18 protein-coding genes and 1 tRNA gene are annotated in these 26,617 nt (G+C 62.7%); 13 read left to right on the forward strand and 6 right to left on the reverse strand.

What is annotated here, in order from left to right; all coding sequences use genetic code 11:
* Positions 1-13 precede the first annotated feature (13 nt).
* On the forward strand, positions 14-1,300 hold the full coding sequence (locus tag Q7V46_RS17950; protein ID WP_304914936.1) for a tryptophan--tRNA ligase: 1,287 nt from the start codon (positions 14-16) through the stop codon (positions 1,298-1,300).
* 194 nt (positions 1,301-1,494) lie between these two features.
* The gene (locus tag Q7V46_RS17955; protein ID WP_304914937.1) at positions 1,495-2,088 is read left to right on the forward strand and encodes a response regulator transcription factor; all 594 of its coding nucleotides are present in this window, start codon (positions 1,495-1,497) and stop codon (positions 2,086-2,088) included.
* 65 nt (positions 2,089-2,153) lie between these two features.
* Here Q7V46_RS17955 and Q7V46_RS17960 read toward each other — a convergent pair whose 3' ends face one another.
* Positions 2,154-3,563 carry a HAMP domain-containing sensor histidine kinase gene (locus Q7V46_RS17960; RefSeq protein ID WP_304914938.1) on the reverse strand — a complete coding sequence of 470 codons (1,410 nt, stop codon included), beginning with the start codon at positions 3,561-3,563 and terminating at the stop codon, positions 2,154-2,156.
* 103 nt (positions 3,564-3,666) lie between these two features.
* Between Q7V46_RS17960 and Q7V46_RS17965 the strand changes: the two genes are divergently transcribed.
* Both Q7V46_RS17965 and Q7V46_RS17970 read left to right on the forward strand, forming a co-directional pair.
* Positions 3,667-3,758: transfer RNA gene (locus tag Q7V46_RS17965), tRNA-Ser, on the forward strand.
* Positions 3,759-4,052: 294 nt separating this feature from the next.
* Complete coding sequence (locus tag Q7V46_RS17970; protein ID WP_304914939.1) at positions 4,053-6,338, forward strand: C1 family peptidase; 2,286 nt, start codon at positions 4,053-4,055, stop codon at positions 6,336-6,338.
* 47 nt (positions 6,339-6,385) lie between these two features.
* On the opposite strand, the gene Q7V46_RS17975 is transcribed toward Q7V46_RS17970, so the two are convergent.
* A complete protein-coding gene (locus tag Q7V46_RS17975) occupies positions 6,386-9,712 on the reverse strand; it encodes a PAS domain-containing protein (RefSeq protein WP_304914940.1) in 3,327 nt (1,108 codons plus the stop codon).
* A gap of 131 nt (positions 9,713-9,843) precedes the next feature.
* On the opposite strand from Q7V46_RS17975, the gene mutS reads away from it, so the two are divergent.
* From mutS to Q7V46_RS17995, 4 genes are all read left to right on the forward strand, one after another.
* Positions 9,844-12,483, forward strand: coding sequence for a DNA mismatch repair protein MutS (mutS, locus tag Q7V46_RS17980; protein WP_304914941.1), 2,640 nt, complete (start codon positions 9,844-9,846; stop codon positions 12,481-12,483).
* Positions 12,480-13,307, forward strand: a complete 828-nt coding sequence (locus Q7V46_RS17985; protein ID WP_304914942.1) for a proteasome-type protease — start codon at positions 12,480-12,482, stop codon at positions 13,305-13,307. Before mutS ends, Q7V46_RS17985 begins: the two co-directional genes overlap by 4 nt.
* Positions 13,308-13,416: 109 nt before the next feature.
* Positions 13,417-14,271, forward strand: coding sequence for an alpha/beta fold hydrolase (locus Q7V46_RS17990; RefSeq protein WP_304914943.1), 855 nt, complete (start codon positions 13,417-13,419; stop codon positions 14,269-14,271).
* Positions 14,272-14,489: 218 nt separating this feature from the next.
* Entirely contained in the window at positions 14,490-16,370 is a 1,881-nt protein-coding gene (locus Q7V46_RS17995; protein WP_304914944.1) for a PAS domain S-box protein, read from the forward strand.
* Here Q7V46_RS17995 and Q7V46_RS18000 read toward each other — a convergent pair.
* The 3 genes from Q7V46_RS18000 to Q7V46_RS18010 form a co-directional block, all read right to left on the reverse strand.
* Positions 16,358-17,650 (reverse strand): MFS transporter, encoded by a 1,293-nt coding sequence (locus Q7V46_RS18000; RefSeq protein ID WP_304914945.1) that lies wholly within the window; start codon positions 17,648-17,650, stop codon positions 16,358-16,360. The genes Q7V46_RS17995 and Q7V46_RS18000 overlap by 13 nt on opposite strands.
* A 3-nt stretch (positions 17,651-17,653) precedes the next feature.
* A complete protein-coding gene (locus Q7V46_RS18005; protein ID WP_304914946.1) occupies positions 17,654-18,484 on the reverse strand; it encodes an undecaprenyl-diphosphate phosphatase in 831 nt (276 codons plus the stop codon).
* Positions 18,485-18,725: 241 nt separating this feature from the next.
* Positions 18,726-19,313, reverse strand: a complete 588-nt coding sequence (locus Q7V46_RS18010) for a hypothetical protein (protein ID WP_304914947.1) — start codon at positions 19,311-19,313, stop codon at positions 18,726-18,728.
* Positions 19,314-20,010: 697 nt separating this feature from the next.
* On the opposite strand from Q7V46_RS18010, the gene Q7V46_RS18015 reads away from it, so the two are divergent.
* Positions 20,011-20,802 (forward strand): hypothetical protein, encoded by a 792-nt coding sequence (locus Q7V46_RS18015; protein ID WP_304914948.1) that lies wholly within the window; start codon positions 20,011-20,013, stop codon positions 20,800-20,802.
* Positions 20,803-20,808: 6 nt separating this feature from the next.
* Here Q7V46_RS18015 and Q7V46_RS18020 read toward each other — a convergent pair whose 3' ends face one another.
* Positions 20,809-21,249 (reverse strand): hypothetical protein, encoded by a 441-nt coding sequence (locus tag Q7V46_RS18020; RefSeq protein WP_304914949.1) that lies wholly within the window; start codon positions 21,247-21,249, stop codon positions 20,809-20,811.
* 145 nt (positions 21,250-21,394) lie between these two features.
* Between Q7V46_RS18020 and Q7V46_RS18025 the strand changes: the two genes are divergently transcribed.
* The 4 genes from Q7V46_RS18025 (at position 21,395) to Q7V46_RS18040 (ending at position 26,608) form a co-directional block, all read left to right on the forward strand.
* Positions 21,395-22,030 (forward strand): DUF924 family protein, encoded by a 636-nt coding sequence (locus Q7V46_RS18025; RefSeq protein ID WP_304914950.1) that lies wholly within the window; start codon positions 21,395-21,397, stop codon positions 22,028-22,030.
* A gap of 95 nt (positions 22,031-22,125) precedes the next feature.
* Positions 22,126-23,991, forward strand: a complete 1,866-nt coding sequence (locus tag Q7V46_RS18030; protein WP_304914951.1) for a choice-of-anchor I family protein — start codon at positions 22,126-22,128, stop codon at positions 23,989-23,991.
* Between the two features lie 239 nt (positions 23,992-24,230).
* The gene (locus tag Q7V46_RS18035; RefSeq protein WP_304914952.1) at positions 24,231-24,797 is read left to right on the forward strand and encodes an NAD(P)H-dependent oxidoreductase; all 567 of its coding nucleotides are present in this window, start codon (positions 24,231-24,233) and stop codon (positions 24,795-24,797) included.
* Positions 24,794-26,608, forward strand: coding sequence for a monovalent cation:proton antiporter-2 (CPA2) family protein (locus Q7V46_RS18040; RefSeq protein ID WP_304914953.1), 1,815 nt, complete (start codon positions 24,794-24,796; stop codon positions 26,606-26,608). Before Q7V46_RS18035 ends, Q7V46_RS18040 begins: the two co-directional genes overlap by 4 nt.
* Positions 26,609-26,617: the final 9 nt, after the last annotated feature.

The raw sequence follows: 26,617 nt of genomic DNA on the forward strand, positions 1-26,617 counted from the left end.
ACACCCCATTTCCATGAAAACCCTGCGCGTTCTTACCGGTATCACCACTTCGGGCACGCCCCATCTGGGGAATTACGTGGGTGCCATCCGCCCCACCGTCCGTGCGAGCCGACTCGCCGAAGTTGAAAGCTTTTACTTCCTGGCCGACTACCATGCCCTCATCAAGGTGGGCGAGCCGGCCCGGGTACAGCGATCCACACTTGAAATTGCCGCGACCTGGCTGGCGTGTGGACTCGATCCCGAGAAGGTGACTTTCTATCGCCAGTCCGACATACCGGAAATCCCAGAGCTGACCTGGCTGCTCACCTGCGTGACCGGCAAGGGGATTCTCAATCGGGCACATGCCTACAAGGCGTCTGTGGACAAGAACACCGCTGCAGGCGATGACCCCGACGCAGGTGTGACCGCCGGATTGTTCATGTACCCGGTGCTGATGGCGGCCGACATTCTGATGTTCAATGCCCACCAGGTGCCTGTGGGTCGCGACCAGATCCAGCATATTGAAATGGCGCGAGACATGGCGTCCAGCTTCAACCACCTGTATGGTGAGCATTTCACGCTGCCGGAGGCGGCCATCGAAGATCATGTGGCTACTCTGCCCGGGCTGGACGGCCGCAAGATGAGCAAAAGCTACGACAACACCATTCCTCTTTTCGCGCCCAAGGACCAGTTGCGCAAGCTCATCATGGGCATCGTCACCGACTCGCGAGCACCCGGTGAACCCAAATCCACCGAAGGTTCGGCGGTGTTCCAGCTGTATCAGGCCTTTGCCACCGCAGATGAAACGGCCAGTCTGGCCCGCGCCTACGCAGACGGAATCGCCTGGGGCGAAGCGAAACAGTTGGTAGCGGAACGCCTGGAATGTGAAATTGCACCCTTGCGCGAGGTGTACGATGCATTGATTCAGAATCCAGCCAGCATCGAAAAAACGCTGCTGCAAGGGGCGGAGAAGGCCCGCGTTGTCGCCAAACCCTTCATCAGCCGCCTGCGACATGCGGTGGGCTTGCGCGCTTTGCAGGCGGCTCCCGAGGCTGCTGGCAAGCCAAAGAGCAGCAAGGTGGCCGCGCCCAGTTTCAAGCAATATCGCGCTGACGACGGTCTGTTCTGCTTCAAATTGGTGGATGCCAGCGGCCAGTTGCTGCTCGAAAGTCTCGGGTTTGCTTCACCCAAGGATGCCGCACAACTCATTACACAATTGCAGCAAACGGGCGCGCTCGCACTGGAGTCAAATCTGCCTATGCTCAAGTTGCACTGTTCGATGGCCGATGTACAACGGGCACTGGCCCATTTCAATCCTTAGGCTGCTTGAGCAGACCGGGCCTTGTTTTACGTGAAAATGGAGTCAGTTGTTTGTTGCAAGACCCCGGGGGCAACCCCGTCAAACCCGAAAAAGTAAAAACAAGGTCTGCATCAGTGACCCCCGCACTATCGCCAAATACCTCCTTTGCCGATATGCTCTCGCCTTGAAATCATTTATCAACAGCATCCCCTGCCATGAGTATTTTTGTCATTGATGATCACCCGCTGATGCGTGAGGCAGTGGTCATGCTGTTGCGACGCTTGCGTGCATCCACCCAGGTGGTGGAGTTGGAGCGCCTGGCTTCTGTCAACCGTGCGATTGCCGAACACGGCGAGCCAGAACTGGTGTGTCTTGATCTCAAGCTGCCCGACACCAATGGTGTGTCCGGGGTTCGTGAAGTGAGGCAAATGCTGCCAGACACTTCACTGATCGTGCTTTCCGCGTCTCCAGCGTCCGACTACGAAGACCTGGCCCGAGAAGCCGGCGCAGACGCCTACGTCGAAAAATCGGCTGGTGCAGCCCAGATTGCAAAGGTGCTGCGAGAGTTTCTGGCCGATGAGGTTGAAGACGAAAACGCGCCGACGATTCCCGAAAAGCTCTCCAAGCGCCAAAAACAACTGCTGGTCATGCTCGATCGAGGTCTGTCCAACCGGGACATCGCCGAACAACTCCAGATCAGCGAACACACTGTCAAGGTGCACTTGTGGCGTCTTTTCCGCCGCCTCAATGTGAAGAGCCGTTCGCAGGCCAGTCACCTGGCACGCACCGCGGGCCTGCTGGACCTCTGACCAGCAGCCCCAGCGCGCTCCGCTCAGAACCCGAAGGGCACCTTTTCAGGTGCCCTGTTTCTTTTTCAGGCTGTCAGCACCTTGGGCGTCTCGGTCTGGGTGAAAGCTGGCAGCATCACCCGAAACACGCTGCCCCGATTGGCTGTGGACGACAAGGCCAGCTGGTAACCCATCAACGTCGTCAGCTTGGAAACGATCGTCAACCCCAGGCCCAGGCTGTCTTCCGTGCCCTGGTGCTGGGATACCCGAAAGAACTCCTGAAAGATCGCCTGCTGGTGTTCCCGGGCAATGCCCACACCGGTGTCCCACACCTCGAACACCAGCATGTCGGTGCGGTGCCGCAGCCCGAGCAGCACGCCACCGTGGTGTGTGTGACGCAAGGCATTGGACACCAGGTTGCCCAGAATGCGGCGCAGCACCACAGGATCGGCCCAGATGGTGGTGGACCGGGCATGGGTCCGCAGACTCAGGGATTTACCCGCAGCAACAGGTTCGAACTGGAGCGCAACATCGGCCAGCAAGGCCCTGACATCCACATGCTGCAGTTTGACCTTGTAGTTGCCGGCATCGATGCGGGTCAGGTCAAACAAGGAATCGAACAGCTCATTGATGGCCCGGGTCGACTGCAGGATGCGGGGGGCGATGTCGCGAGCCATTTCCGGCTCGGTGGCCAGCCAGTCAGCGTACAGGCTGAGTGCATGCACGGGCTGGCGCAAGTCGTGTGCGGCAGACGCCAGAAACCGGTTCTTGGTGGCCACAGCCCTTAGCGACGCACGGGTTTGCTGGGTGAGTGAGTCGATCAGCTCCTGGTTGGAGAACTGCAACTCGAAGCTGGACCGGTGAATCTGGTGAAGGCGGTCGCCCGCCGATCGCAGCAGCCACCAGAAAATCAGCAACAGTGCCACCAGCGAGAGCAGCAGCTTGAGCTCGGTCATGCTGACCAGCCCCATAGGCACTGGCAGCAAGATACCCAGCAGAACCGCCCCGAGCAGCGCGCTGGTGTAACCCTTGAAAACCTCCAGGTAGGCGCTGAAAGCCGTGAGCGAGATAAGGCCATGGCCCAAAACGACCATTCCACAAACGAACTGTGTCAGCAGGTTGGCCTGCATGAAGGTCAACCCGACAGAAGCCCCCCAGCTCAGCCCGACAGCCGGCCAGGTCCAGCCATATCGCCGCATGAACTCGACCCGCGAGGGACCTTCCATGTTGTCGTACCGCAACCGGTAAATGCCCACCATCCGGTAACGGTAAGCCAGCAGCCCAAACATCACCAACACCCAGAGCGCCAGCGCCCAGCTGTTGACCTCACCTGCCATCAGGTAGGCCATCACCGGTAACGCCAGGATGGCCGAGATCAGCGATGGCATGGCGTTGTCCATCAAAACGCCAATGAGCTGGGCATCGACCCACTGGTCCCGCACTTCCTGAGAAGCGGGCAAATGCTGGTGCGTGGCGGGCTGTGTATCGACGAGCATGGAGGGTCGTTGTTCTGGCGGTCCAGCATTGTCGCACCCGCCTTCTGGTGCACCGTGCACGTAACATGACGATTGCGTGCTGCTAGAATCGCGGGCTCGACACGGAGAGATGGCAGAGTGGTCGAATGCACCGGATTCGAAATCCGGCGTACAGGTTCTCCTGTACCGAGGGTTCGAATCCCTCTCTCTCCGCCAGAATCGTTCTGCTGATTGATGGAAGCAACAGAGCGCATCGCAAAAGCCCCTGCCGGGGCTTTTTGTATTTGCAGAGACCGGCGGATCGAACAGCACCTGCTGCTGCACCCGAGATCCGTCAGACAGAATTGGCCGCAGCACTTGCAGCCTAGCCACCAGTTCCTCATTTTCCTCGCCATGATCCTCACAGTGGGGGTTGGAGTTGCGCATCGACAGGCGTAAAACGGCTTCCGGAAAGGCATCCGGAAAGCTGCCGTCCGTCGTGGGCTGCAGCGATTCCCGAATGGGTGAACAATGGCAACCCAACCCAATCCTTCGCTGGCGCCCGCAGCGGTCAAGACCGGTACCAATCGGGTCAAGCGCATCACCTCTGCGATGGGCGAGGAGGCAGCACCAGCGGCGGCCTCAGTTCCGAAAAAGGTGGCCCCGAAAAAAGCAAGATCCAGGACCAAACCCAGGTCCCATGCACCGATCGACTTGGCTTCGCGACTTTTCGACGCCCGGCCCGATCGGCTTGATTTCCGCGACCTGAACTACGTGCCTCCGCTGCGCTCGCTGGACACCCACTTCCCAGCCCAGGACTTTCTTGCCGAGGCGGTCCCCGCCTACGTGCAATCGGGCCTGGTGCTGGACCAGGGAGAGGAAGGCGCCTGCACCGGTTTTGGGCTCGCGACGGTGGTCAACTACCTGCTCTGGATCCGTCGCTTCGACCAGCGTGGCGGGGCCGCCGTGATCAAGGTCAGCCCGCACATGCTGTACGAACTGGCGAGACGCTATGACGAATGGGAAGGTGAGGATTACGAAGGATCTTCGTGTCGCGGGGCCCTCAAAGGTTTTCACAAGCACGGTGTCTGCCAGATGCGCTACTGGCGCACGGACCACCACGGTGCGCGGGCCCACCTTGAATGGGAGCTCGACGCACTGAAGCACCCGCTGGGGGTTTACTACCGGGTGAACAAGAGGTCGGTGGTGGAATTGCAGGCTGCGATCAATGAAATCGGCGCCATCTACGTGTCGGCCAGGGTCCACGACGGCTGGGACAGGGTGGCCCGACTGGCCCGCCCGCCTGAATCACACGATGAAGCAGCGTTGCCGACCATTCCGGCCGCCAGTCGAAACTCGCCTTGGGGCGGGCACGCTTTTGCGCTGGTGGGGTACAACGACCGCGGCTTTGTGGTGCAGAACTCCTGGGGCACGGGCTGGGGTGCGGGGGGTTTTGCAGTGCTGCCGTACGCAGACTGGGTGGTTCATGGCACGGACGCCTGGGCCGTGGCACTGGGTGTGCCCCAAAGCCAGGCCATGTCGCCCGAACGGATTGCGGCGTTGCGATGGCCCACGCGCAGCGGGCGTTCGATCGGCTTTGCCGTGCGCAGCACCGTGAACGAAGACAACCCGGTTGACGATCCCTGGCCCATCGACAAGCCGTTTCTGCACAGGGCGTATCAGCCGTGGCCCACGGCCAAAGCCTATGAACACACGCTCGTGACCGGGAACAACGGGCACATCATCGTCACCGATCTGGCCGCGGGCATCGACGGAAGCGAAGCGGCGTTCGTTCAGGCGCAGGTGAACCGGGCACTGAATTTCTTTCAATCGCAAGGAAATGCACGCATCATGATCTATGCACACGGCGGGCTGAACAGCCAGGGTGAATCGATCGAGCGCATTCGCCTGCTGGCCCCCTATTTCGAAGCAAATGGCATCTACCCCTTCTTCCTGACCTGGCGCACCGGTCCAATGGAGACGCTGGGGCACATGCTGGAAGACAAGGTACGCAAGCTGTTCGGACTGGACGACGATGCGCGCGCCCGGGGATTGTTCAATCTGCTGGCTGAAGCACGCGACCGCTCTGTGGAAGTGGTGGCCAGCAAGGCGGTCAAAGGGCTGTGGTCAGAAATGCGCGAAAACGCCCGACTGGCGGCCCGGCGCGGCCGCGGCAGCGCCCTGCTGGCCGACGCGCTCTCGCAGCTTCAGGTGCATTTGGGCAACCGTCCGCTCCAGTTGCACCTGGTTGGGCACTCTGCTGGCTCCATCGTGCTCGGTCACCTGCTGGACCGTCTCGCAGTCAGCCAGGTGAAGGTGGCGGGTTGCACGTTGTTCGCGCCCGCCTGCACGGTGGCATTCGCCACCGAAAAATACCTGGACAAGAACACCAGCATCTTTGATTCCAGGCAACTCCACCTCCACTACCTGACCGACAAGCAGGAAAAGGATGACGATCTGCTGAAGCTGGGAGCCGTCACGCTGTACGGCAAGTCGCTGCTGTACCTCGTCAGCCGTGCCCTGGACGACGTGCGCAAAGTGCCTCTGCTGGGCATGGAGCGGGCACATGATCCGCAGCACTTCACAGAAGACCAGTGGGACAGGAGCCACCTGCGTCACCTGCAGGACTGGCACGGTCGCTTTCCTCGATCCAACCTGCACCCTGTACCAATGCCCCACGTCCCGGTCAATCGCGAAGGCAAGACCTCTCAGGCGACCCACGGTTCGTTCGACAACAACATCGAAGTGATGACCCAGACCATCGAACGCGTCAAAGGCAGCCCGCTGGTGAGCCCGATCGAGTGGCTGGACTACTGAAGGCAACCGAAGCATCTCCTGCGCCGCCTTCGGCGTCTCACCGCCTTTCAAGGATGCGGCAACCGGAACCAGAAAGTCGTACCCTGACCAGGCGCGGAATCGGCCCAGATGCGCCCTCCATGCCGCTCCAGGATGCGTGCCACGATCGCCAGCCCTACGCCGGTACCCGGCACATCACTGCCTGCATGCAGGCGCTGGAACAAACCGAACAGCTTGTCGGCATGCGCCATGTCGAATCCCATGCCGTTGTCGCGCACATAGTAAGCGCGCTGTGCGGCGCTGTACCCCAGCTTCAGCTCCGGTGTTGCCTGATGCCGTGAGTACTTCAGTCCGTTGTCCATCAGGTTGAACAGCACCTGACGAAGCAGCGTGGCATCACCCATGGCCTCGGGAACCGTGTCGAGTTCGATGCGAGCGTGTTCGTATTGGGGTGCGAGCACCTCTGCCACCGACTGGGCCAGCACGTGCAGATTGACCGGCACGGCCGCCAGGTCCACGCGTACCACGCGCAGCAGTTCGAGCATGTCGGTGATCATCTGCCCCATGTTGCGGGACGATCGCGTGATACGACCGAACATGTCGCGTGCCAGCGGGCTCAACCGGTCACCCTCCTCCTCGGCAATCAGTGAGGCAAAACCATTGACCGAGCGCAACGGCGCGCGCAAGTCGTGCGCAATGGAGTAGGAGATGGCCTCCATGTCGCGCATGGAACGCTCAAGTTCCGCGGTCCGTTCGGACACCCGCAGTTCAAGGCTGGCATTGAGTGCCCGCACCTGTTCCTGCGCAGCCACCCGCGCGCTGATGTCCACATGGGTGCCCGACATGAACAACGGGCGTCCATCGGCATCACGCTGGTGCACCCGCCCCCGATCGTTGATCCAGATCCAGTGCCCTGCCTTGTGGCGCATGCGCAAATCACATTCGTAGAACTCCGCCTCGCCCGACAGGTGCCGCTCCAGCACATGCTCGGCAAACGGTAGGTCCAGCGGATGCACGAGCCGCCGCCAGGTCTCAAAGGTGGTGGGCAGGAGTTCTTCCACCGAGTACCCCAGCATGGTGGCCCAGTGTTCATTGATGGTGGTCTCCCACGTCACCAGGTTGGTTTCCCAGACCCCAGGCCGGGTCGCATCCAGCACCCAGGCAAGCCGCTGCCGCTCGTGGGCCAGCGCCTCCTGAGCCTGCACATACGACGTGACATCGGTGTAAGTTCGCACCATGCCGCCGTCGGGAAGCTTGCGGGTTCGGATCTCAAGCGTCTTGCCATCGCGGGTACGGCGCAGGTAGGTCTCTGGCGCACTAAAAATGTGCTCCTTGACCAAGAAGGGCCGCATGGCCGGGTCCACCTGCAACATGTCTTCACCAAAGTCGCCACGATCGACTTGGAACTGGCCGACGCGCTCGAACGAAGGGTTGTCTGCGAACAACCATTCAGGCAGATCCAGCAATTCCAGCATGCGCCGGTTGTAGAAGCGAAAATCCCCCTGCCCATCGACCATTGCAAAGCCCTGGCTCACGCTGTCCAGTGTGACCTGAAGGGCGCTGCTTTTTTCTGCCAGCAAGCAGGTGGTGTCTTCCAGTTGCTTGAGCGTCTGCAACCGCTCCTCGTGGTCGCGTTGGGCCAGAACCAGTTGCTGCACAGCGCCCAGCAAGGGCTGCAGGAACTCGATATCGGCTTCGCTGTAGCCGCCGGGCTGGTTGGCAAGACCCACCATGGCCACCAGACGGTCGCCCACCATGAGCGGAATACCCAGGAACGCATACATGCTCGGGTGACCCTTGGGCAGGCCACCGGCACGGGCGTCAGATGCGGGATGATTTGCGATCACGGGCGCGCGGGTGACCATGCCGTGACCGAACAATGTCTTGAGGTTGTGGAACTCCATGCCGCCCTGGGCCTGCTGGACAAACAGGCGATGCGACATGTCGTCCCAGGCAATGTTGGTGACCGCATGGGTCTTGAGATACGGGGCGCCTTGCTCATCGTAGAGCACCTCGCCCACGAAGCCGTATTCGCTGCCTGTGACGGAAAGGAACGCGTCGAGCAAACCCTCGAAGGCTTTTCGCTTGTCGTCGGCTTCGATGAAACGGGACTGCGCCATGCGCACGGTCTCCAGCATCCTGTTCTGCCGATCCACTTTTTGCGCCGCCAGCCTCGCCTCGGTGACGTCGGTGGTGAAGCCGTGCCACACGATGGTCCCGTCTTCCTCGCGCTGTGGCGCCGCCTCCACCTGGTTCCAGCGCACACCGCGCTGGGGCAGAACCACACGGTAGGTTTGCCGCCAGATCGTCAGGTCGCGGGCCGACTTGCCCAGTGCAGCAACGAGTTCGTCGCGATCGTCGGCATGCACCCTCCCGAACAGCAGGCGCACGTCCTTCTGCAAGTCTGCCGGGTCCAGCTCCAGCAACTCCCTCGCCGCCTCATTCACGTAGGTGATGGCACTGGTGCCGTCCGGGCGCAGGCGTGCCTGGTACACGATGCCGGGCACCCGGGCCGCGATGTTCTGCAGCAACTGAAGCTGCTGGGCCAACTGAAGCGTAGCCTCGCGCTCGGTCGTGACATCCTGTATCACCCCGAAGTCGGTTCGTGGATTGCCCGCCACAGTCGTCTGGCCAATGCGGGTGCGAAACCAGCGTTGTTGCCCGTCCGGCCGGGTCCAGCGGAAATCCACCACGCGGCCATCAAGTGCCTCACGCGCCTCAAGCCAGGCGGGCATGTCGTCCGGATGAATGCCGCTGCGGCCAACGATTCGCGAGAGCACCTCTTGGGGTTCAATGCCTGTGATGTCAAACAGCCCCTGCGACCAGACAACATCCCGCTCGTTGTCGGAGTTGGTCCAATGCCCCACGAGCGCCAGCTTCTCGATGGCGTCGTGCAGTTCCACCCGTTGCTGCAGAGCCACGTTGGCGGCGCTGAGCGCCTGGTCAGCCTGAGACCTTGCCGCTTCCGCTTTGAGCTCAAGGGTGGCCTCAATGAAATACACAAGCATCAGCGGCTCTGGCTGCACGTCCAGCAAGGTGGTGTGCAGCCGAACGTGGTGCCGCTCGCCATCACACAGTGTGAGCGTCTGCACCCCGTGGCTGAAACGCCCCTCTTCCAGGTACCGGTGCCGCTCCGCAGCGTCGGCCCAGTGCCCCAGCTCAATGGTGGTGCGCCCGATGGCAGTCTCCCGGGTCAGGCCGGTGAATGCCAGCCAGGCATCGTTCACCGCCAGCAGACAGCCATCGCGCTGGCGCGAAACCGACGCCGCCAGCGGCGACGCCTGGAAAAAAGCCTCGAAGGGCAGGTTCTGTTCGAAGTGGTGACCCAGGGACACGCTACCGTTTCCTTCGGCGGGGTTCGCGGGCAGGGGCTTCTCGTGTTCCGCATTGGCCATGCTGGCTGGGTCCGCAGTATGAGGTTGACGGTATCGGCTGGGAGACATTCTGACCAAATTCTGCCGGGCCGGGAGGGAAACGTTGCGAAGGCCCAAACTGCTACAGTCGCTGGCTGACCTGCCACCGCCCGATGAGCCCTGCCTTGAACGCCCCGCTGGACAAACACACCCCCATGATGCAGCAGTACCTGGCCATCAAGGCCGAGTACCCGCACACGCTGGTGTTCTACCGCATGGGCGACTTTTATGAGCTGTTCTTCGGCGATGCCGAAAAGGCGGCGCGCCTGCTCGACATCACCCTGACCCAGCGCGGGCAGTCGGCCGGTGAGCCGGTGGTGATGGCCGGCGTGCCCTTTCATTCGGTTGACACCTACCTCGCGCGCCTGATCAAACTCGGTGAATCGGTCGCCATCTGTGAACAGGTGGGCGACGTTACCACCGCGAAAGGCCCGGTTGATCGCAAGGTGATGCGGGTGGTCACGCCCGGCACGCTGACCGATGCAGGCCTGCTCTCAGACAAGAGCGAGGCGCTGCTGATGGCGGTGCACCCCGGCGCCCGCACCGGCTATGGCCTGGCCTGGCTGTCGGTCACGCAGGGCATCGTCTTCCTCGCGCAATGCGCCAGTGACGAACTGGCCGACTGGCTGGCCCGCATTGGCGCGGGTGAATTGCTCTACAGCGCCGAGGTGAGCACCGCCACCGAACAGAAACTGCAGAACCTCGCTGCAGCGCAACAGCCCGGGGGCCAGCGCATGGTCCCTGTGGTGCGCCCGGCCTGGGCTTTTGATGCGGCGCTCGGTGAGCGCAAACTGCTGGAACAACTGCAGACCGCCAGCCTCGCCGCCTGGGATGCCCAGGCCCTGTCAGACGCCCACGCCGCAGCCGCCGCCCTGCTGAACTATGCCGAACACACACAGGGCCGGGCGCTCACCCATGTGCGCACGCTGCGCGTGGCTCGCAGCGACGAGCTGATCGACCTGCCAGCCAATACGCGGCGCAACCTGGAACTGACCCACAACCTGCGCGGTGAGACCAGCCCCACCCTGTTTTCTCTTCTGGACGTGTGCTGCACCGGCATGGGGAGTCGCACGTTGCGCAGCTGGATGCTGGAGCCCCGGCGCGAGCGCGCCCAGGCCACCGAGCGCCTGGCCGCCATTGAAGCGCTGCGCGACGGGCTGTGGCAAAGCCTGCGCCAGACACTCAAAGCCGCCAGCGACGTGGAGCGCATCACGGCACGAACCGCGCTGCGCCAGGTGCGTCCACGCGAACTCACCGGGCTCACCCAGACGCTGGCGCGCGCGGTGCAGGTGGCCTCTGCACTGCAAGCTGGCCTGCCAAGTGCGCCACCCCTGCTGCAGCGGATTCACAGCGAACTCACGCCGCCCCCCGACTGCACCGAACTGTTGAAGGCCGCGCTGCTCGACGAACCGGCCGCCCTGGTGCGCGACGGTGGCGTGATCGCCGACGGTTTTGACACCGAGCTGGACGAGTTGCGCGGCATACAAAACAACTGCGATGGCTTCCTGATTGACCTCGAAACCCGGGAGCGCGCACGCACCGGCATCACCAACCTGCGCGTGCAGTTCAACAAGGTGCACGGTTTCTACATCGAGGTCACGCAAGGCCAGATCGACAAGGTGCCCGACGACTACCGCCGGCGCCAGACGCTCAAGAACGCAGAGCGCTTCATCACGCCCGAACTCAAGGCCTTCGAAGACAAAGCCCTGAGCGCGCAAGAGCGCGCCCTGGCCCGGGAAAAGTGGCTGTACGAACAACTGCTGGACCAGCTCCAGGTCTGGGTCGACCCACTCACGCGCCTGGCGCGTGCGCTGTCCGAGCTGGACGCACTGTGTGCACTCACGGAGCGCTCACTGACCCTGAACTGGATCGCACCCCGTTTTGTGGCGGAACCCTGCATCGAGATCCGAGGTGGTCGCCACCCGGTGGTGGAGGCGCGGCTCAACGAAACCAGCGGCGGGAGCTTCATCGCCAACGACACGGTGCTGGGCCCGAAACAGCGCATGCAGGTCATCACCGGCCCCAACATGGGCGGCAAGAGCACCTACATGCGCCAGGTGGCGGTGATCGTGCTGCTGGCCAGCATGGGCAGCCATGTGCCGGCGCAAGCGTGCCGGCTCGGCCCCATTGACGCCATTCACACCCGCATCGGTGCGGCCGATGATCTGGCCAACGCCCAGTCCACCTTCATGGTGGAAATGACGGAAGCGGCACAGATCCTGCATGCTGCCACGCCACAAAGCCTGGTGCTGATGGACGAGATCGGCCGTGGCACTTCCACCTTTGACGGCCTTGCGCTCGCCAGCGGCATTGCAGCCCACCTGCATGACAAGGCCAAAGCATTCACCCTTTTTGCCACCCACTATTTTGAACTGACCGAGTTTCCCGCTACCCACCACGCAGCCGTGAACGTGCACGTGAGCGCAGTGGAAGGCGGTGGAAAGGGCAACATCGTGTTCCTGCACCAGATTGAACCCGGCCCCGCCAGCCGCAGTTACGGCATCCAGGTGGCGCGCCTGGCCGGCGTGCCGGCCGCGGTGGTACAGCACGCCCGCCAAGCCCTGGCAGCCCTGGAAGGTCAAAGTGAGAAGAGCCGCCTGCAGGTGGACCTTTTTGCTGCTCCACCGGTGGAAGAGGTGCCGGAGCAACACCCGCTGGTCTCGGCCATGCAGGCCATCGAACCTGACGCTCTCTCGCCCCGCGAAGCACTTGAACAGCTCTACCAACTGAAAAAAATCGCCACTCAGCCATGACCTATTGCGTCGCCGTCAAACTCAACGCCGGGCTGGTCTTTCTGTCCGACTCGCGCACCAACGCAGGTCTGGACCAGATCAGCACCTTCCGGAAAATGATCGTCTACGAAAAGCCGGGCGAGCGCTTCATGTGCCTGCTCTCTGCAGGCAACCTGAGCATCTCGCAATCGGTACGCGAAATCCTGCAGGTGGAACAACTGCACGACCCGGACAATGGTGAGCCGATCACGATCTGGAACGCGCGCAGCATGTTCGACGCCGCACGGGTGCTGGGATCGGCGGTGCGTCGCGTGTTTGAGCGCGATGGCGAATCGCTCAAGCACGCCGGCGTGGAATTCAATGTGTCCATGATTTTTGGTGGCCAGATCCATGGTGAAGGCATGCGCCTGTTCCAGGTCTATTCGGCCGGCAATTTCATCGAAGCCACGCCCGAAACACCGTTCTTCCAGATCGGCGAATCCAAGTACGGCAAGCCGGTGCTCGACCGCGTGATCCACGCTGAAACGCCACTGGACGAAGCCGCCAAATGCGTGCTGGTATCGATGGACTCCACACTCAAGTCCAACCTCTCGGTGGGGCTGCCACTGGACCTGGCGGTCTACGAAGCGAACCGCCTTCAGTCCGACAAGATCACCTGCATCGATGACCAGAACCCCTACTTCCGCATGCTGCACGACACCTGGGGACAGAAATTGCGCGAGGTGTTCGACAGCATCGAACACCCGACCTGGGACGGTAGCCACACCGAGGTGCCGCTGCTGTGCAGCGGCCCGCGCAGCCAGCCTCTGAAGAAGATCACCAATTCACGCGAGAAACTGATATGACCCCCGCGCCGCCTGCGGCGCCACCCCCTACCACGGGGAGACACCAGCCGTCTGGCAAAGCCATCCCGGCGATGTCTCTGGACAAGGTCACCTCTCTCATTCCACCGCTGTGTCCCTGATCGTTTTTTCTCACGCCAACAGCTTCCCTGCCAGCACCTACACCGTGTTGTTCCGCAGCCTGAGGGCGCGCGGCTTCACCGTGCGCGCGGTCGACAAATTCGGGCACGACCCGGCTTATCCCGTCACCAGCAACTGGCCGCACCTGGTGCAGCAGCTGGCCGACTTTGCTGCGCCCGAAATTGAACAGCATGGCGACGGAGCCTGGCTGGTGGGTCACTCACTGGGCGGATTCCTGAGCCTGATGTGCGCTGCCCGCCATCCCCAGCTCGGTGGGCATCTGGTCAAGGGCGTGTTGCTGATCGATTCCCCCGTCCTGGGTGGCTGGCGGGCCCGTACGCTCGAGGTCATCAAGCGTGCCCAGCTGGTGGGCTCGGTCTCGCCAGGCAAGATCAGCCGCAAACGTCGCGCGCACTGGCCCGATGCGCAAAGCGCTTTTGAACACTTTGCCCGCAAGAAGGCGTTTGCCCGATGGGAACCCCAGGTGCTGCGCGACTACATCGATCACGGCACCCGTGACGCCGCCACACCACAGGGCATGCAACGGGTGCTCGACTTCGACCGCGAGGTGGAAACCGCGATCTACAACACCTTGCCCCACAATCTGGACCGACTGCTGCGCCGCCACCCGCTTCAATGCCCTGTTGCATTCATTGGCGGTACGGAATCCCTGGAAATGAAACAGGTGGGCATGACCATGACCCGAAAGCTGGTGGGCAGACAACATCCTGATCGGCTCATCATGGTCGAGGGCAGCCACCTGTTTCCCATGGAGCAACCGCACCAGACATCACTGGCAATCGACCAGGCGCTTCAAAGCCTGGGTGCATCGAAGCGCGCTGCCTGACGTGCTTGAAAAGGCATCCACGCACGTTGGCTTCGGCGACTGAAGCGGCAGCAAACCCCGGGTTTTCCGGGCCTCAAATGCCCGGCGCTCCGGTATAACTGGGCCCAGATGAATTCGATGCCGCCTCGCCCATGACCCCCGTCGTGCCCACAATCGACCGGCACCCCCACATATGGGGCCGCTTGCTGGCATGGCGTCCTCAAACCCACGCTTTATGGGTGCGCCTTCTGGTCGCGGTTGCGCTCACAGTGCTGGCGGCCTGGATGCGCATCAGTCTGGCACCGGCCGAATCGGGCGGGCGCTTCATCACGTTCTCGCTGGCGGTGGTGCTGTGCACGATGTACGGCGGTTTTTTTGCCGGCATCGTCAGCACCGTACTGGGCATGTTGCTGGCCAACTTCTTCCTGGTCGAGCCGTACGGCAGCCTGGTTTTCACCGATCCTTGGGAGGCTCTGTGGCTCAACAGCTGGCACCTGATCACCCAAATGGTCGTCATGGGCTCCATCGCTCTGGTGCAACGCCAGCACCGACGCTTGCAGGATGTGGCGGACCTCGTGCAGCAAGGGCACAAGCAACTGGAAGACACCTTCGAACACAGCGCCACGGGCATGGCGCACAGCCACATAGATGGTCGCTGGATCCGTGTGAACCAGACCTATTGCGACTTGGTCGGCTACACCCATCAGGAAGTCCTGGGCATGACCTTCAAGGACTTCACGCACCCTGACGACATCGACATTGACCTGCAATACCTCTCGCGCACCCTGTCCGGTGACATCGACCACTACAGCATTGAAAAGCGCTACATCCACAAGCTTGGACACGTGATCTGGGTGTACCTGACGCTGTCCCTGATCCGCAAGACCGATGGGTCGCCAGACTACCTGATTGCCGTCGTGCAGGACGTGAGCAGGCGCAAGGCATTCGAGGAGGCGCTCGAAACCAGTGAGAAACTGCTTCGCCAGGCCCAGAACATTGCGCGCATGGCCACCTGGCAGGCCGACCTCACCACCCAACACTTCCACCTCTTGTGGGGCTCCCACAACATCATGCGTTTGCCGGTGGCCGGGTTGTCCGTCGGCGACATGATCGAAATCACCCACCCCGACGACCGGGAAACGATGATGAAGAAGTGGTCGCTCGCGGTTCAGGGAAAGCAACCCTACGATCTCGAATACCGTGTGGTGATTGAAGGGGAAGTGCGCTGGCTGTCCGTACAAGCCGACTTTGAACGCGATGCCCAGGGACGCGCGATCCGTGCACTGGGCGTCACCTACGACATCACGGCGCGCAAACAGGCCGAACTGGAGGTTCTGCGACTCAATGCTTCACTGGAGCAGCGCATCCAGGCACGCACCCATGCGCTCAAAGGCGCCTACGACGAGCTCGAAAGCTATTCCTACGCCGTGGCGCACGACCTGCGGTCACCGCTGCGCATCATCAATGGTTTTGCCATGGCGATCAAGGAAGACAACCCCTCGCTGGACCCCGACAGTGTCCAGCACCTCGAGCGCATCATGGGTGCGAGCAAAAAGATGGGGGAACTCATCGACGGCCTGCTCAAGCTCTCGCAGTTCGCGCGAGGCGAGACGCATCGAACGCATGTCAATCTCAGCGCGATTGCCGCACGGCAACTCGAAGAACTGGCCGTTCAGGAACCGCAGCGACATGTGACATGGGAGATCGAGCCCGGGTTGACGGCCATGGCGGATGCGCCCCTGATTGAAGCCCTGCTGCAGAACCTCCTCAGCAACGCCTGGAAATACACGGCGAAAACAGCCAACGCACACCTCCGGATGTACGCCTCGCCACGCAATGGTCAGACCCACTTCTGCATAAGCGACAACGGTGCAGGTTTCGACATGGCGCGCATCGACAAGCTGTTCAAGCCCTTTCAGCGCCTGCACATGCCACACGAATTCACCGGACTCGGCATCGGCCTGGCCACCGCCATGCGCATCGTGCAGCGCCATGGTGGCGTTCTGCATGGGGAATCTGTCCCCGGGCAAGGCGCCACTTTCTGCTTCACTCTACCCGACGATCACACGGCAGTTTCTGAAGAACCGCAAATTGCACCGGCTGTGGGTCAGGGCGACTGAGTCGGCGATACTGGCGGCGACGGAGGCGTTGATCCCTCACTGGTATCACGTGGGTCCATTTGCAGTACCGCCTGCGAACCGCTGCCCATCACCACGTAATCGGCCTTGGCGGCATCCGGCACAGGAGGTGCTGCGCCGATGCGCTTGAGCGTGTACAGCGCCAGCAACACCAGCACCACTGAAAAAAACACCATCAGGCTGCTGGGGCCAAACTGGTCCATCACACCGCCGGCCAGTACCGGGCCCACTGCCGCACCCACGCCGTGCACCAGCAGCAGACCGCTGGTGAATTCGAGCAGACGGGACGAGTCGATCACGTCATTGACGTGCGCCACACCCAGCCCGTACACCGTGAAAACCAGGCCACCATACAACAGCCCCACGCACACCAGCCAGCCCACGTTCAGGGCGGGCAACACAAAGGCCACGCCCGCCAGTGTGGCCGCACCCAGACAGACCCACAACAACACGCTGCGCCGGTCATGGCTGTCGGAATAGTGTCCCACTGGCCACTGAAAAATGGCCCCGCCCAGAATGGTGGCGGCCATGAAAGCCGCAACACCCGCGTCCGTCAGACCCACGCCCACGGCATACAGCGCGCCCATGCTGTAGAAAGTGCCATTGAGCAGGCCGGATGCAAAAGCCACCGCCACACCCAGCGGTGAAGCCAGGTAGAGCGTGCGCAGACTGAAAGACGGCGCTTCCACCGGCGTGGGCTGGCTCACGGGTGTGAGCGTGATCGGCAACAGCGCAAACGAAAACAGCACCGACACCATGGCGAACGGCACAAAGCCCAGCCGGTCGCCCACCAGGATGAGCCATTGCCCCAGCGCCAGGGCCACGAAGTTCACCGACATATAGGCTGCAAACACCTTGCCCCGGTGCTGGTTGGGCGCCAGGGCATTCAGCCAGCTTTCCACCACGATGTAGAGCCCCACGAGACACACGCCGGTGATCAGGCGCAGCAGACCCCAGAACCAGGGGTCGATCCACAGCGCGTGCAGGATCGGCATGGTCGACGCGACCGACGCCATGGCCGCAAACGCGCGGATGTGCCCCACCCGGCGAATGATCATCGGCCCCACGTACGTACCCAGCACGAAACCGGCAAAGTAAGCCGACATCACCAGACCCAGCGTGAGGCCGGAGAAGTTGGCCAGGCCGGCACGCAGACCCACCACAGAGAACAGCAGGCCCACGCCCACAATGAGCAAACCCACGCCACTCAAGAGAGAAGACAGTGGCCAGAGCAGCCGGCCGAGTTCGGTTCCCCTGAACACGGGTCAGGACACCCAGTCGATCCAGCCCATGTAGGCCGTCAGAAGAATCAGCAAACCAAAACCAATGCGGTACCAGGCGAACGGCACAAAAGTGTGGTTGCCAACAAAACGCAGCAACCAGCGCACGCACACCCAGGCCGATAGCCAAGACACCACCAGCCCCACGGAGAACAGAGGAATGTCGGCGACGCTGAGCAAATGGTGGTTCTTGTAGAGGTCGTAGGCAGCAGCGCCAAAAAGCATCGGGATGGCGAGGAAGAAACTGAACTCGGTGGCGGCCTTGCGATTGAACCCCAGCAGCATCGCGCCGATGATCGTGGCACCCGACCGGCTCACACCCGGCACCAGCGCCGTGCACTGCACCAGCCCCACCTTGAGTGCATCGGTCCAGCGCACACTGTCCACATCGTGCACATGCACCTTGCTGCCGCGCTTTTGCAGGTGTTCGGCCACCAGAATCACCAGGCCACCCACGATGAAGCCCAGCGCCACCACCACCGGCTGGAACAGCACACCCTTGATCACGTCGATGAACAACACACCCGCCAGTGCCGCCGGAAAGAAGCCGATCAGCACGTTCAGAGTGAAGCGCTGAGCCTTGGCTTCACGTGGCAAACCAACCAGGGTGCCCCACAGGCGCTCAGCATAGAGCGTGACAATGGCCATGATGGCACCCGTCTGGATCACCACCTCAAACAACTTGACCTTTTCGCCGTGCCAGTCCAGCAAAGCAGCGGTCAGGATCAGGTGCCCGGTGGAAGAGATGGGCAGGAACTCGGTCAGGCCCTCCACCACCCCCATGATGGCGGCCTTGATCAACAACGCAAAATCCATGAAGCATCCGTAGCGGGTGTGTGCCCGAAAAGATTGAACCGACGGCAGGCTGGCCCCAGCTTCAAGGCATCAGCACAGACGCAAGCCGAAAGGGGAATGAGAGGAGAAGCTGCAAATGCAGCCGTTCCCGGCCTTGGGCATCATGGATACCGGCCTTGTGAGCGACCTCCCGAAGCGCTCTATCCTACCCTCAGACCCACCGGACTCCTGTCAGGCGAGCCACAGCTTGTGCCCCCGTTGCTCAGGGCGTCTGAACCGGGTCGAGTCGCAACTGCAGTCCACCCGGCACCACAGTCACCGGACCGGGCTCGTATCCCCAGCGGCCGAATGCCTTCAGGTCTTCGGGTCGGATGCGATACACCACGAAGTCCCTGAGCAGATCTTCGACGAGCACGCCACCCATGCGGCTTGCGTGCTGACCAATCGGGGGTGGCAGGCCGGGCACATCGAAGTCATCGACCCGCACTTCATGGAGCCGCACCGTCTGGTCCGGGTTGTCGATGCGCAAGCCGAAGCTCAGTGTCAGCTTCCCGCGCGCTGCGCGCGCCGACGGTCTGCCTGCAACGCCCAGCACGTAGTCCAACTCGGTGCCAATGCGGTTCTCCTCAGGAAGAAGCCTCACACGGGGGGTATTCAGAGAGAGCTCGAAGACCTCCATGAATCGGCGTTGCACCGGAAACTGAACGGCGATGCGTTCGACCAGCCGGGCCTCCGAGATTTCCAGCGTGCGTGGACCGGGGGATGGCAGGGCGCAGCCGGCCAACACCGACACCGCCCCGACACCACCCACGGCAAGCAGCGTTCTTCTATTGACTCCGGTGGGGTTCATGCGGGTTCCTGGCGAGGTGAAGCAGCTGAGTGAAACATCCTACCTCCACCCCGTTTTTGAATCAGTTGGAGGCAAAGAGTTCGAACGGGATCGACGGCGCCCACGACGGGTCAACGGGCGTTGAGCCACACCATCAGGCCCCGCAGCGGTTCATGCCCGACGTGGGGCGATCCGGTTCCACGCATTTTGCAGCGGCCTCTGGTGGAGAATGCACTGAATCACGGGCTGGCGTCCCACCTCAACGGCGGAAAGGTGCAAGTCACCGCCAATGCCGAGAACGGCCAACGCAAGCTTGCGGTGCGTGACAATGGGATGGGCTGTTGCGAACCCACGCGCCGCATTTCGGCATCTCACAGGTTCCATGTTGTTCGAGGGGAAGATTGGCTGAAAGGGGCAGATGATCACCAAGGCGCCGCCGGGCAAAGGCACCACCTCCCTCTTCAACCACCGCCCTCGGAACATTTCCGCGATGGCGCATTGAACCAGACCGCCGAGCACCTACGGCGGCATTGCCAAAACAGGATACGCAACCCGACTCACCGATCAAGGGATATCAGCGAATGCATGCAGGGCAACAGGAGGGAGCGATCGAAGCAGGCGCAGCAAGGTGCGTCTTCAGAGAGCACGTTCTTTCGGGGAAATTCGAGCGACCGATCCTTTCCCTGCAAGGCCCTTGCGAGACCCTCGAGGCGCGGGCATGACATTCTTGCCGGACGAAACTGCGGTGCGTGCATGGCTGGACGAACACCGCTTCGAGCATGTGATCTTCGTGTCACCCCACCTGGACGACGCGGTCTTCTCTGTGGCCGGGTTTCTGAGCGGAGCACCGGAACGCTCGGAAGTCATCACGCTGTTCACGGAGGCCCTGCCCGGTCAGTCATCCAACTGGGCCCGCGCAGCAGGTTTTGGTGACAGCGCGGCCGAGCATGCCGCACGCAGGCAAGAGGACATTCTCGCCATGCGAAGCATCGGGTGCCGCTTCCAGCACCTGGGTCTGCGGCCAGGCGACCTGAGCGAGGCACGCGCCACCCGACTGGTCCAAACGCTGGAACGGGCGCGTCCTGCGGGGCTGGACAACACCCTGGTGCTGCTGCCTGCCGGTGCAGGCAACCCTTCACCGCGGTCGGCAATGCTGGTGGGACTGGCCCTGCGTATCCTGCGACGCCCCGGCAGCGCCTTCTTGCCGCACGGCGAACATGTGCAGACCCGCGACCGACTGTGGCATGCACTGGCGGGCAGCACAGCCCGCATCGGCTTTTACGCGGAACTGCCCTATGCCTGGTCACAAACCAACCACCAGTTGCAGCAGCACTTGCTCTCCGACCTGGGTTGCCGGACAGACCTGATTGAACTGAAGCCGGACACGGTAGAAAAAAACCGCCTGGCCGACCTGTACCGCTCCCAGCTGGCTCTGGTACTGGGCAGGCGATCAGCCTATCGCAGACGGGTGCTCTCCCGCAACGAATGCCTGTGCATCGTCCCTATGTGAAGCGCGTTAGCGGTAGCCGTGGCCGTACCTGTGACCATCGTATCGTCGATCACCGCGGTCGTGCCGATCACGCCGGCCATCCCACTGGGAGCGATGGCTCGGGCGTTCGTAGTAGATCGGTGGCGGCGTCACCACCACTGGGCGGACGCCCCGGTGATAAACCGGCGGCGGTGCGTAATAAACCGGTGGCGGCGCGTAATAGACCTGCGGCGGCGCGTAGTACACAGGAGGCGGCGCGTAGTAAACGGGCGGGCGGTGGTAGCCATGGCTGTTGGAAACGCCCAGGCTGATGCCCGGCGCGTGCACGCCTACGGAAAACTGCACGTCGCGCGCATGCGCCTGGGTGCTCGAAATGGCCCATGCCCCAGCTGCAAGGGCGGCCAGCGAAAGGGCTCGGGCCCAAGCCGAAGTGCGGCTCCAGGGTTTGTTCAAAGTCAGGCTGTTCATGGTGGGCTCCTGGTTGCGGGGCGATTCTGTGTCCCGTAGAAGCATTACAGACAATTCCCCGGTAACCTGTACCGCATGCTTGGTCAAAGACGTTGCAAAACGTAAGCAGAACGCCGTTGTTACACCTCCAGCACCCTTTTCCGTCATGAACACGCCATCCAGTTCCACACCCGCCACAGAAACCCCGTCCAACGCCGTGCTCACCTTCTGGCTGGGCGATGCCTTGAAAAGCGACTGGCCCGAACAAGACCGCAACGACCTCTGGTTTGGTGGCGGCGCCGCGCAAGACCAGCTCATCACCCAGCAGTTCGGTCATCTGGTGGAACAGGCGCTGGCCGGTGGTCTCGCAGAATGGGAGACGACGCTTGATCAAAGGCTGGCGCTCATCATCGTGCTCGACCAGTTCACGCGCAACGTGCACCGGGGCACGGCACAGGCCTTTGCCGGCGACGCCAGAGCCCAGCAGCTGGTGCTGCGCACGCTCGCGCAAGACGAAGACAAGCCCTTGCCTCGTGTGGCGCGCATCTTCCTCTACATGCCCTTGATGCATGCCGAACACCTGGCGCTGCAAGAAGCCTGCGTGGCGCACTTCACCGAACTGGCAGAAAACGCCCCTCGCGATCTGCGCGAGACGCTGAACGGCAACCTGAAGTTCGCGCTGGAACACCGCGACATCGTGGCGGCCTATGGTCGTTTCCCGTACCGCAATGAGGCCCTGGGGCGCGAAACCACCGCCGAAGAGTTGGAATTCCTGAAAAACGGCCCGCGTTTCGGACAATAGTCAGAGCGCGTGCGGGCATCCTCACCGCACTGCCACACCAATGTCACGTTCGGTCGGTACAACGTAGGTATTCACAACACCTCCCGTACCCACCCATGAAGAACACACTGACGCCTTCCCGCACCCGCCTGTTCACTGCCTCACTGGTCGCAGCTGCTGCACTGGTGGCTTGCGGCGGTGGAGAAACGCCCCCGCCACAAGAAGGCAAGGCCACGCCGGTGGGTGTGATGCTGGAGAAGATTGGCGGTTACAGCTCCGGTGTGTTTGGAGAAAGCGCCGCCGAGATCCCGGCATTTGACGCCGCAACGCAGCGTGCGTTCGTGGTCAATGCCGCCGCCGGCAAGATCGATGTGCTCGACCTCAGCGACCCCACCCGGCCAGAGAAAATCGGCGAAATCGCCACCGACAGCATCCTGCCTGGCTCTGTGGTCAACAGCGTGGCGGTGCACGACGGTCTGGTGGCCGTGGCCATTCAAGCCAGCACCAAGACCGACAACGGCCGCGTGGCCTTGTACCGTGCTCGCGACCTGAAGCTGATCAGTCATGTGGAAGTGGGCGCCCTGCCCGACATGCTGGTTTTCACGCCCGACGGAAAAACCTTGCTGGTGGCCAACGAAGGCGAGCCCAGCGACGACTACCAGATCGACCCGGAAGGCTCGATCAGCGTCATCGACGTCAAGCAGCCGGCCAAGCCCACCGTTCGCACGGCCGGCTTCGCCGCCTTCAATGGCCAGGAAACCACGCTGCGCGCTCAGGGTGTGCGCATCTTTGGCCCGGGCGCATCGGCGGCGCAAGACTTTGAACCCGAGTACATCGCCGTCTCTGCCGACGGCAAGACGGCCTGGGTCGCCCTGCAAGAGAACAACGCTTTCGCCATCCTCGACATCAAGAAGGCCGAGGTGCAGCGCATCGTGGCGCTCGGCCACAAGGACCATGGTCTCAAGGGTAACGAGATCGATGCGTCCGACACCGATCTGAAGGCCGACATCCGCACCTGGCCCGGCGTGCGCGGCATGTACATGCCCGACGCCATCGCTGCCTACAGCGTGGGCAAGCAGAACTACATCGTGAGCGCCAACGAAGGCGACGCGCGCGCCTGGGGCGAAACCAACAAAGCGTACTGGAATGGCGACGCCAGCCTGGGCTTTGTGGAGGAATTCCGCGTCAAGCACCTCATCAACCGCAACGGCTGGGGCGGTCGTGCGGGCGACGACCTGCCACCGCAACTCAACGCGCTGGCCGCAGGTGGCCTGCTCAACCCCTCCACCTTCGCCTACTGTGGCGCCGTGGCGGGCAACCCGGGCGACTGCCGGGCCGACAACAACCTGGGCCGGCTCACCATCACCTGGACCGAGGGCTACCGCCGCGACACCATGGGCAACCCCATTCTGTTCAATGCCAGCGGTCTGCAGGACCCCGCTGGCAACCGGCTCATGTACGACCACCTCTACGCCTACGGTGGCCGATCGATTTCGATCTGGAACGAAAAAGGCGAGCAGGTGTGGGATTCGGGTGCCGACATCGAAAAATTCCTGGCCAGCGACGAATGCATGGCTGGCGCCAAGCGCAACATTCCCTGCAAGACCTTCTTCAATTCCAACCACGTCGCCGGTAGCTCGCTGGACAACCGCAGCGACAACAAAGGCCCTGAACCCGAAGGCGTGGCGATCGGCACCATCGGGAAAAAGACCTTTGCCTTTGTGGGCCTGGAGCGCATGGGCGGTGTGCTGGTGTACGACATCACCAACCCGAAAGCCCCCGTTCGCATGGACTACCTCAACACCCGTGAAGACTGGACCACGGCAAACCCGTCGACCGTGCTGGACTCGGTGGGCGACCTTGGCCCCGAAGGCCTGACCTTCATCCCCGCCAACGATTCACCCAACGGCAGACCCCTGTTGCTGGTGGGCAACGAAGTGAGTGGTACCACCGCCGTGCTGCAGCTCAAGTTGACATTCTGACCTGCCGATAAAGTTTCAAGGCGGTTGCGCTGCACGGCGCGACCGCCATCGCGCACAGGTCAGGCCCATACAAAGGCGCTGGCCGGCATCGAGCCGGGCCCAGGGGGTATTCCCCTGGCGCCCGGCTCTCCATTTGGAGATCCGGACAACGCCAGCCGGGCGTCGCTTCCAAGGCCCACGCAGGCAAGCAGACCGGGTGCTATCGTGCGGTCGTTCCAGCTTCATTGCGCCGATTGCCCATGCCCAACACCCTGGTCATCCACGCCCACCCCCGCCCGGGCCAGTCCGTCGTCACCCAGACGCTGCTTGAAGCGCTGACCCCACTGAAGCACACCGCCGTGCGTTCGCTCTACGCGCTGTACCCGGACTTTGACATCGACGTGGCGGCCGAACAGGAAGCGCTCAGCCGCGCCGACCTGATCGTCTGGCTGGCGCCGGTGCACTGGTACAGCGTGCCCGCGCTCATGAAGCACTGGTTCGACCAGGTGCTTACCCACGGCTGGGCCTATGGCCACGGTGCGAATGCGCTTCATGGCAAAACCGCCTGGTGGGTGGCCAGCGCGGGAGGGGCCGAGGCCACCTATGCCCCGGGCGGCGCACACATGCGCCCGTTCGCGGACTACGTGGCCCCCATTGAACACACGGCGCGCTTTTGCGGCATGCACTGGTTGCCGCCCTTTGTGGTGCACGGCGGGCACAGCTGCACCACAAAGCAGGTAGACGATGCGCGCACGGCGCTTGTGCAGCGTTTGCATCACCACCTGGCCAATATGCCAGCTCGGCCCGCACCCGAGGCACAGCCATGAACCAGGCCATTCTTTTCCTGCTGGCTGCGCTCATTCTGGTGCCGCTGGCGGTGCGCCTGAACCTGGGTTCGGTGCTGGGTTACCTGCTGGCCGGCGTGCTGCTGGGGCCCGTGGGTCTGGGGCTGGTGTCTGATCCGGCCACCATCCTCCAGGTGTCTGAACTGGGTGTGGTGCTGATGCTGTTCGTGATTGGCCTGGCACTGGAGCCCCAGCGGCTGTGGGCCATGCGCAGCGCCGTGTTTGGCGGCGGCGCGCTACAGCTGGGGGCCTGCACCGTGCTGCTGATGCCGCTGGGCTTTGCCATGGGCTGGACCTGGCAGGCCACGCTGATCGGCAGCCTGGCCATGGCGTTGTCAAGCACCGCCATTACCGTGCCGCTGCTGCAGGAACGCAACCTCATGGCGCGGCCCATCGGGCAAAAAGGCTTTGCCATGCTGCTGTTTGAAGACATTGCCGCCATTCCGCTGCTGGCACTGGCTGCGGTGCTGGGCAGCACGCTGGGCACACCGGCGCCGGTGAGCCCGTCTGCCCACGCCAGCGGCTGGCTGGGCCCGCTGATGCAGGTGGGCGCCATCGCTGGCGTGGTGGTGTTTGGTCGCTTTGTGGCCTACCCGGTGATGCGCTTCATTGCAGGGCTGCCGGTACGCGAACTGTTCACCGGCTTTGCGCTGCTGCTGGTGCTTGGCGTGGCCGCGCTCATGCAGGCGGTGGGCCTGTCCATGGGGCTGGGCGCCTTCATTGCCGGCGTGCTGTTGGCCAGCTCGCCCTACCGCCACGCGCTGGAGAACGACATCTTGCCCTTCAAAGGCCTGCTGCTGGGCCTGTTCTTCATCGCCGTGGGCATGGGCATGCAGCTGGACCTGTTCCTGACTTCCCCAGTGCAGGTGGTGGCGGGGCTGGTGATCATCACCGTGCTGAAGCTGGTGGGGGTGTGGCTGGTTCTGCCTCTGGTTGATTTGCACGGTGCATCGCGTTCACAGCTGGCCATTCTGCTGGGGCAGGTGGGCGAGTTCGCTTTCGTGATTCTGGCCACCGCCCAGGCCGCGCGCGTGCTTCCGGCCGAAGACGCCGCCCTGCTCACCTTGATAGCGGCGCTGTCCATGCCCATCACGCCGCTGCTGCTCATGGCGTTTGACAGGTACGCACGCCCCGAAGGCAGCGACCGCCCCACCGACGCCATAGAAGACGACAAGCCCGCCGTGCTGCTGGCCGGCTTTGGCCGCTACGGGCAGATCGTGGCGCGCCTGCTGCTGGGGGCAGGCCTCAAGCCCACCGTGATCGACCACGATTCGGACACCGTGGACAGCGCGCGCCGTTTTGGCTTTCAGGTGTACTTTGGTGACGCCACCCAGCCCGACCTGCTGGCCGCTGCTGGCGTGGCACGGGCCAAAGTGGTGGTGGTGGCCATTGACGACGCCGCGCAGGCCAACCGGCTGGTGGAAACGCTGCAGGCGCAATGGCCACACCTGAAAATCATCGCCCGCGCACGCGACGCCGTGCACGCCATGGAACTGGAAGAAGCCAACGTGCACCACGTGCAACGCGAAATGTTCGAGAGCTCGCTGCGCAGCGGTCGCGCCACGCTGCAGGCCCTGGGCTTTGACGCCTTCCACGCGCGACAAATGGCCGACGACTTCCGCCGCTATTCAGAAAGCTTTGTCAAGGCGGCACGGGACTCCAGGCACAACGAAGACGACCTGATCCAGCGCGTGCGCGAGTCGCGCGAGCAGTTTGAAAAGCAGATGCAGAAAGACCTGGAACGCCAGGTTCGCCGCACGGGCGACACCGACTGGCACCAGCAGCGGCCGTAGGCAGGTTCG

The organism is Hydrogenophaga sp., from assembly GCF_030651625.1.
In the GTDB taxonomy this organism is placed as follows: Bacteria; Pseudomonadota; Gammaproteobacteria; order Burkholderiales; family Burkholderiaceae_C; genus Hydrogenophaga.

What these genes read in the sequence shown, in the direction of transcription:
- Q7V46_RS17950 (WP_304914936.1), top strand. Translation starts at nt 14, where the DNA reads ATGAAAACCCTGCGCGTTCTTACCGGTATCACCACTTCGGGCACGCCC.
- Q7V46_RS17955 (WP_304914937.1), top strand. Translation starts at nt 1,495, where the DNA reads ATGAGTATTTTTGTCATTGATGATCACCCGCTGATGCGTGAGGCAGTG.
- Q7V46_RS17960 (WP_304914938.1), bottom strand. Translation starts at nt 3,563, where the DNA reads ATGCTCGTCGATACACAGCCCGCCACGCACCAGCATTTGCCCGCTTCT.
- Q7V46_RS17970 (WP_304914939.1), top strand. Translation starts at nt 4,053, where the DNA reads ATGGCAACCCAACCCAATCCTTCGCTGGCGCCCGCAGCGGTCAAGACC.
- Q7V46_RS17975 (WP_304914940.1), bottom strand. Translation starts at nt 9,712, where the DNA reads ATGGCCAATGCGGAACACGAGAAGCCCCTGCCCGCGAACCCCGCCGAA.
- mutS (WP_304914941.1), top strand. Translation starts at nt 9,844, where the DNA reads ATGAGCCCTGCCTTGAACGCCCCGCTGGACAAACACACCCCCATGATG.
- Q7V46_RS17985 (WP_304914942.1), top strand. Translation starts at nt 12,480, where the DNA reads ATGACCTATTGCGTCGCCGTCAAACTCAACGCCGGGCTGGTCTTTCTG.
- Q7V46_RS18005 (WP_304914946.1), bottom strand. Translation starts at nt 18,484, where the DNA reads ATGGATTTTGCGTTGTTGATCAAGGCCGCCATCATGGGGGTGGTGGAG.
- Q7V46_RS18010 (WP_304914947.1), bottom strand. Translation starts at nt 19,313, where the DNA reads ATGAACCCCACCGGAGTCAATAGAAGAACGCTGCTTGCCGTGGGTGGT.
- Q7V46_RS18015 (WP_304914948.1), top strand. Translation starts at nt 20,011, where the DNA reads ATGACATTCTTGCCGGACGAAACTGCGGTGCGTGCATGGCTGGACGAA.
- Q7V46_RS18020 (WP_304914949.1), bottom strand. Translation starts at nt 21,249, where the DNA reads ATGAACAGCCTGACTTTGAACAAACCCTGGAGCCGCACTTCGGCTTGG.
- Q7V46_RS18025 (WP_304914950.1), top strand. Translation starts at nt 21,395, where the DNA reads ATGAACACGCCATCCAGTTCCACACCCGCCACAGAAACCCCGTCCAAC.
- Q7V46_RS18030 (WP_304914951.1), top strand. Translation starts at nt 22,126, where the DNA reads ATGAAGAACACACTGACGCCTTCCCGCACCCGCCTGTTCACTGCCTCA.
- Q7V46_RS18035 (WP_304914952.1), top strand. Translation starts at nt 24,231, where the DNA reads ATGCCCAACACCCTGGTCATCCACGCCCACCCCCGCCCGGGCCAGTCC.
- Q7V46_RS18040 (WP_304914953.1), top strand. Translation starts at nt 24,794, where the DNA reads ATGAACCAGGCCATTCTTTTCCTGCTGGCTGCGCTCATTCTGGTGCCG.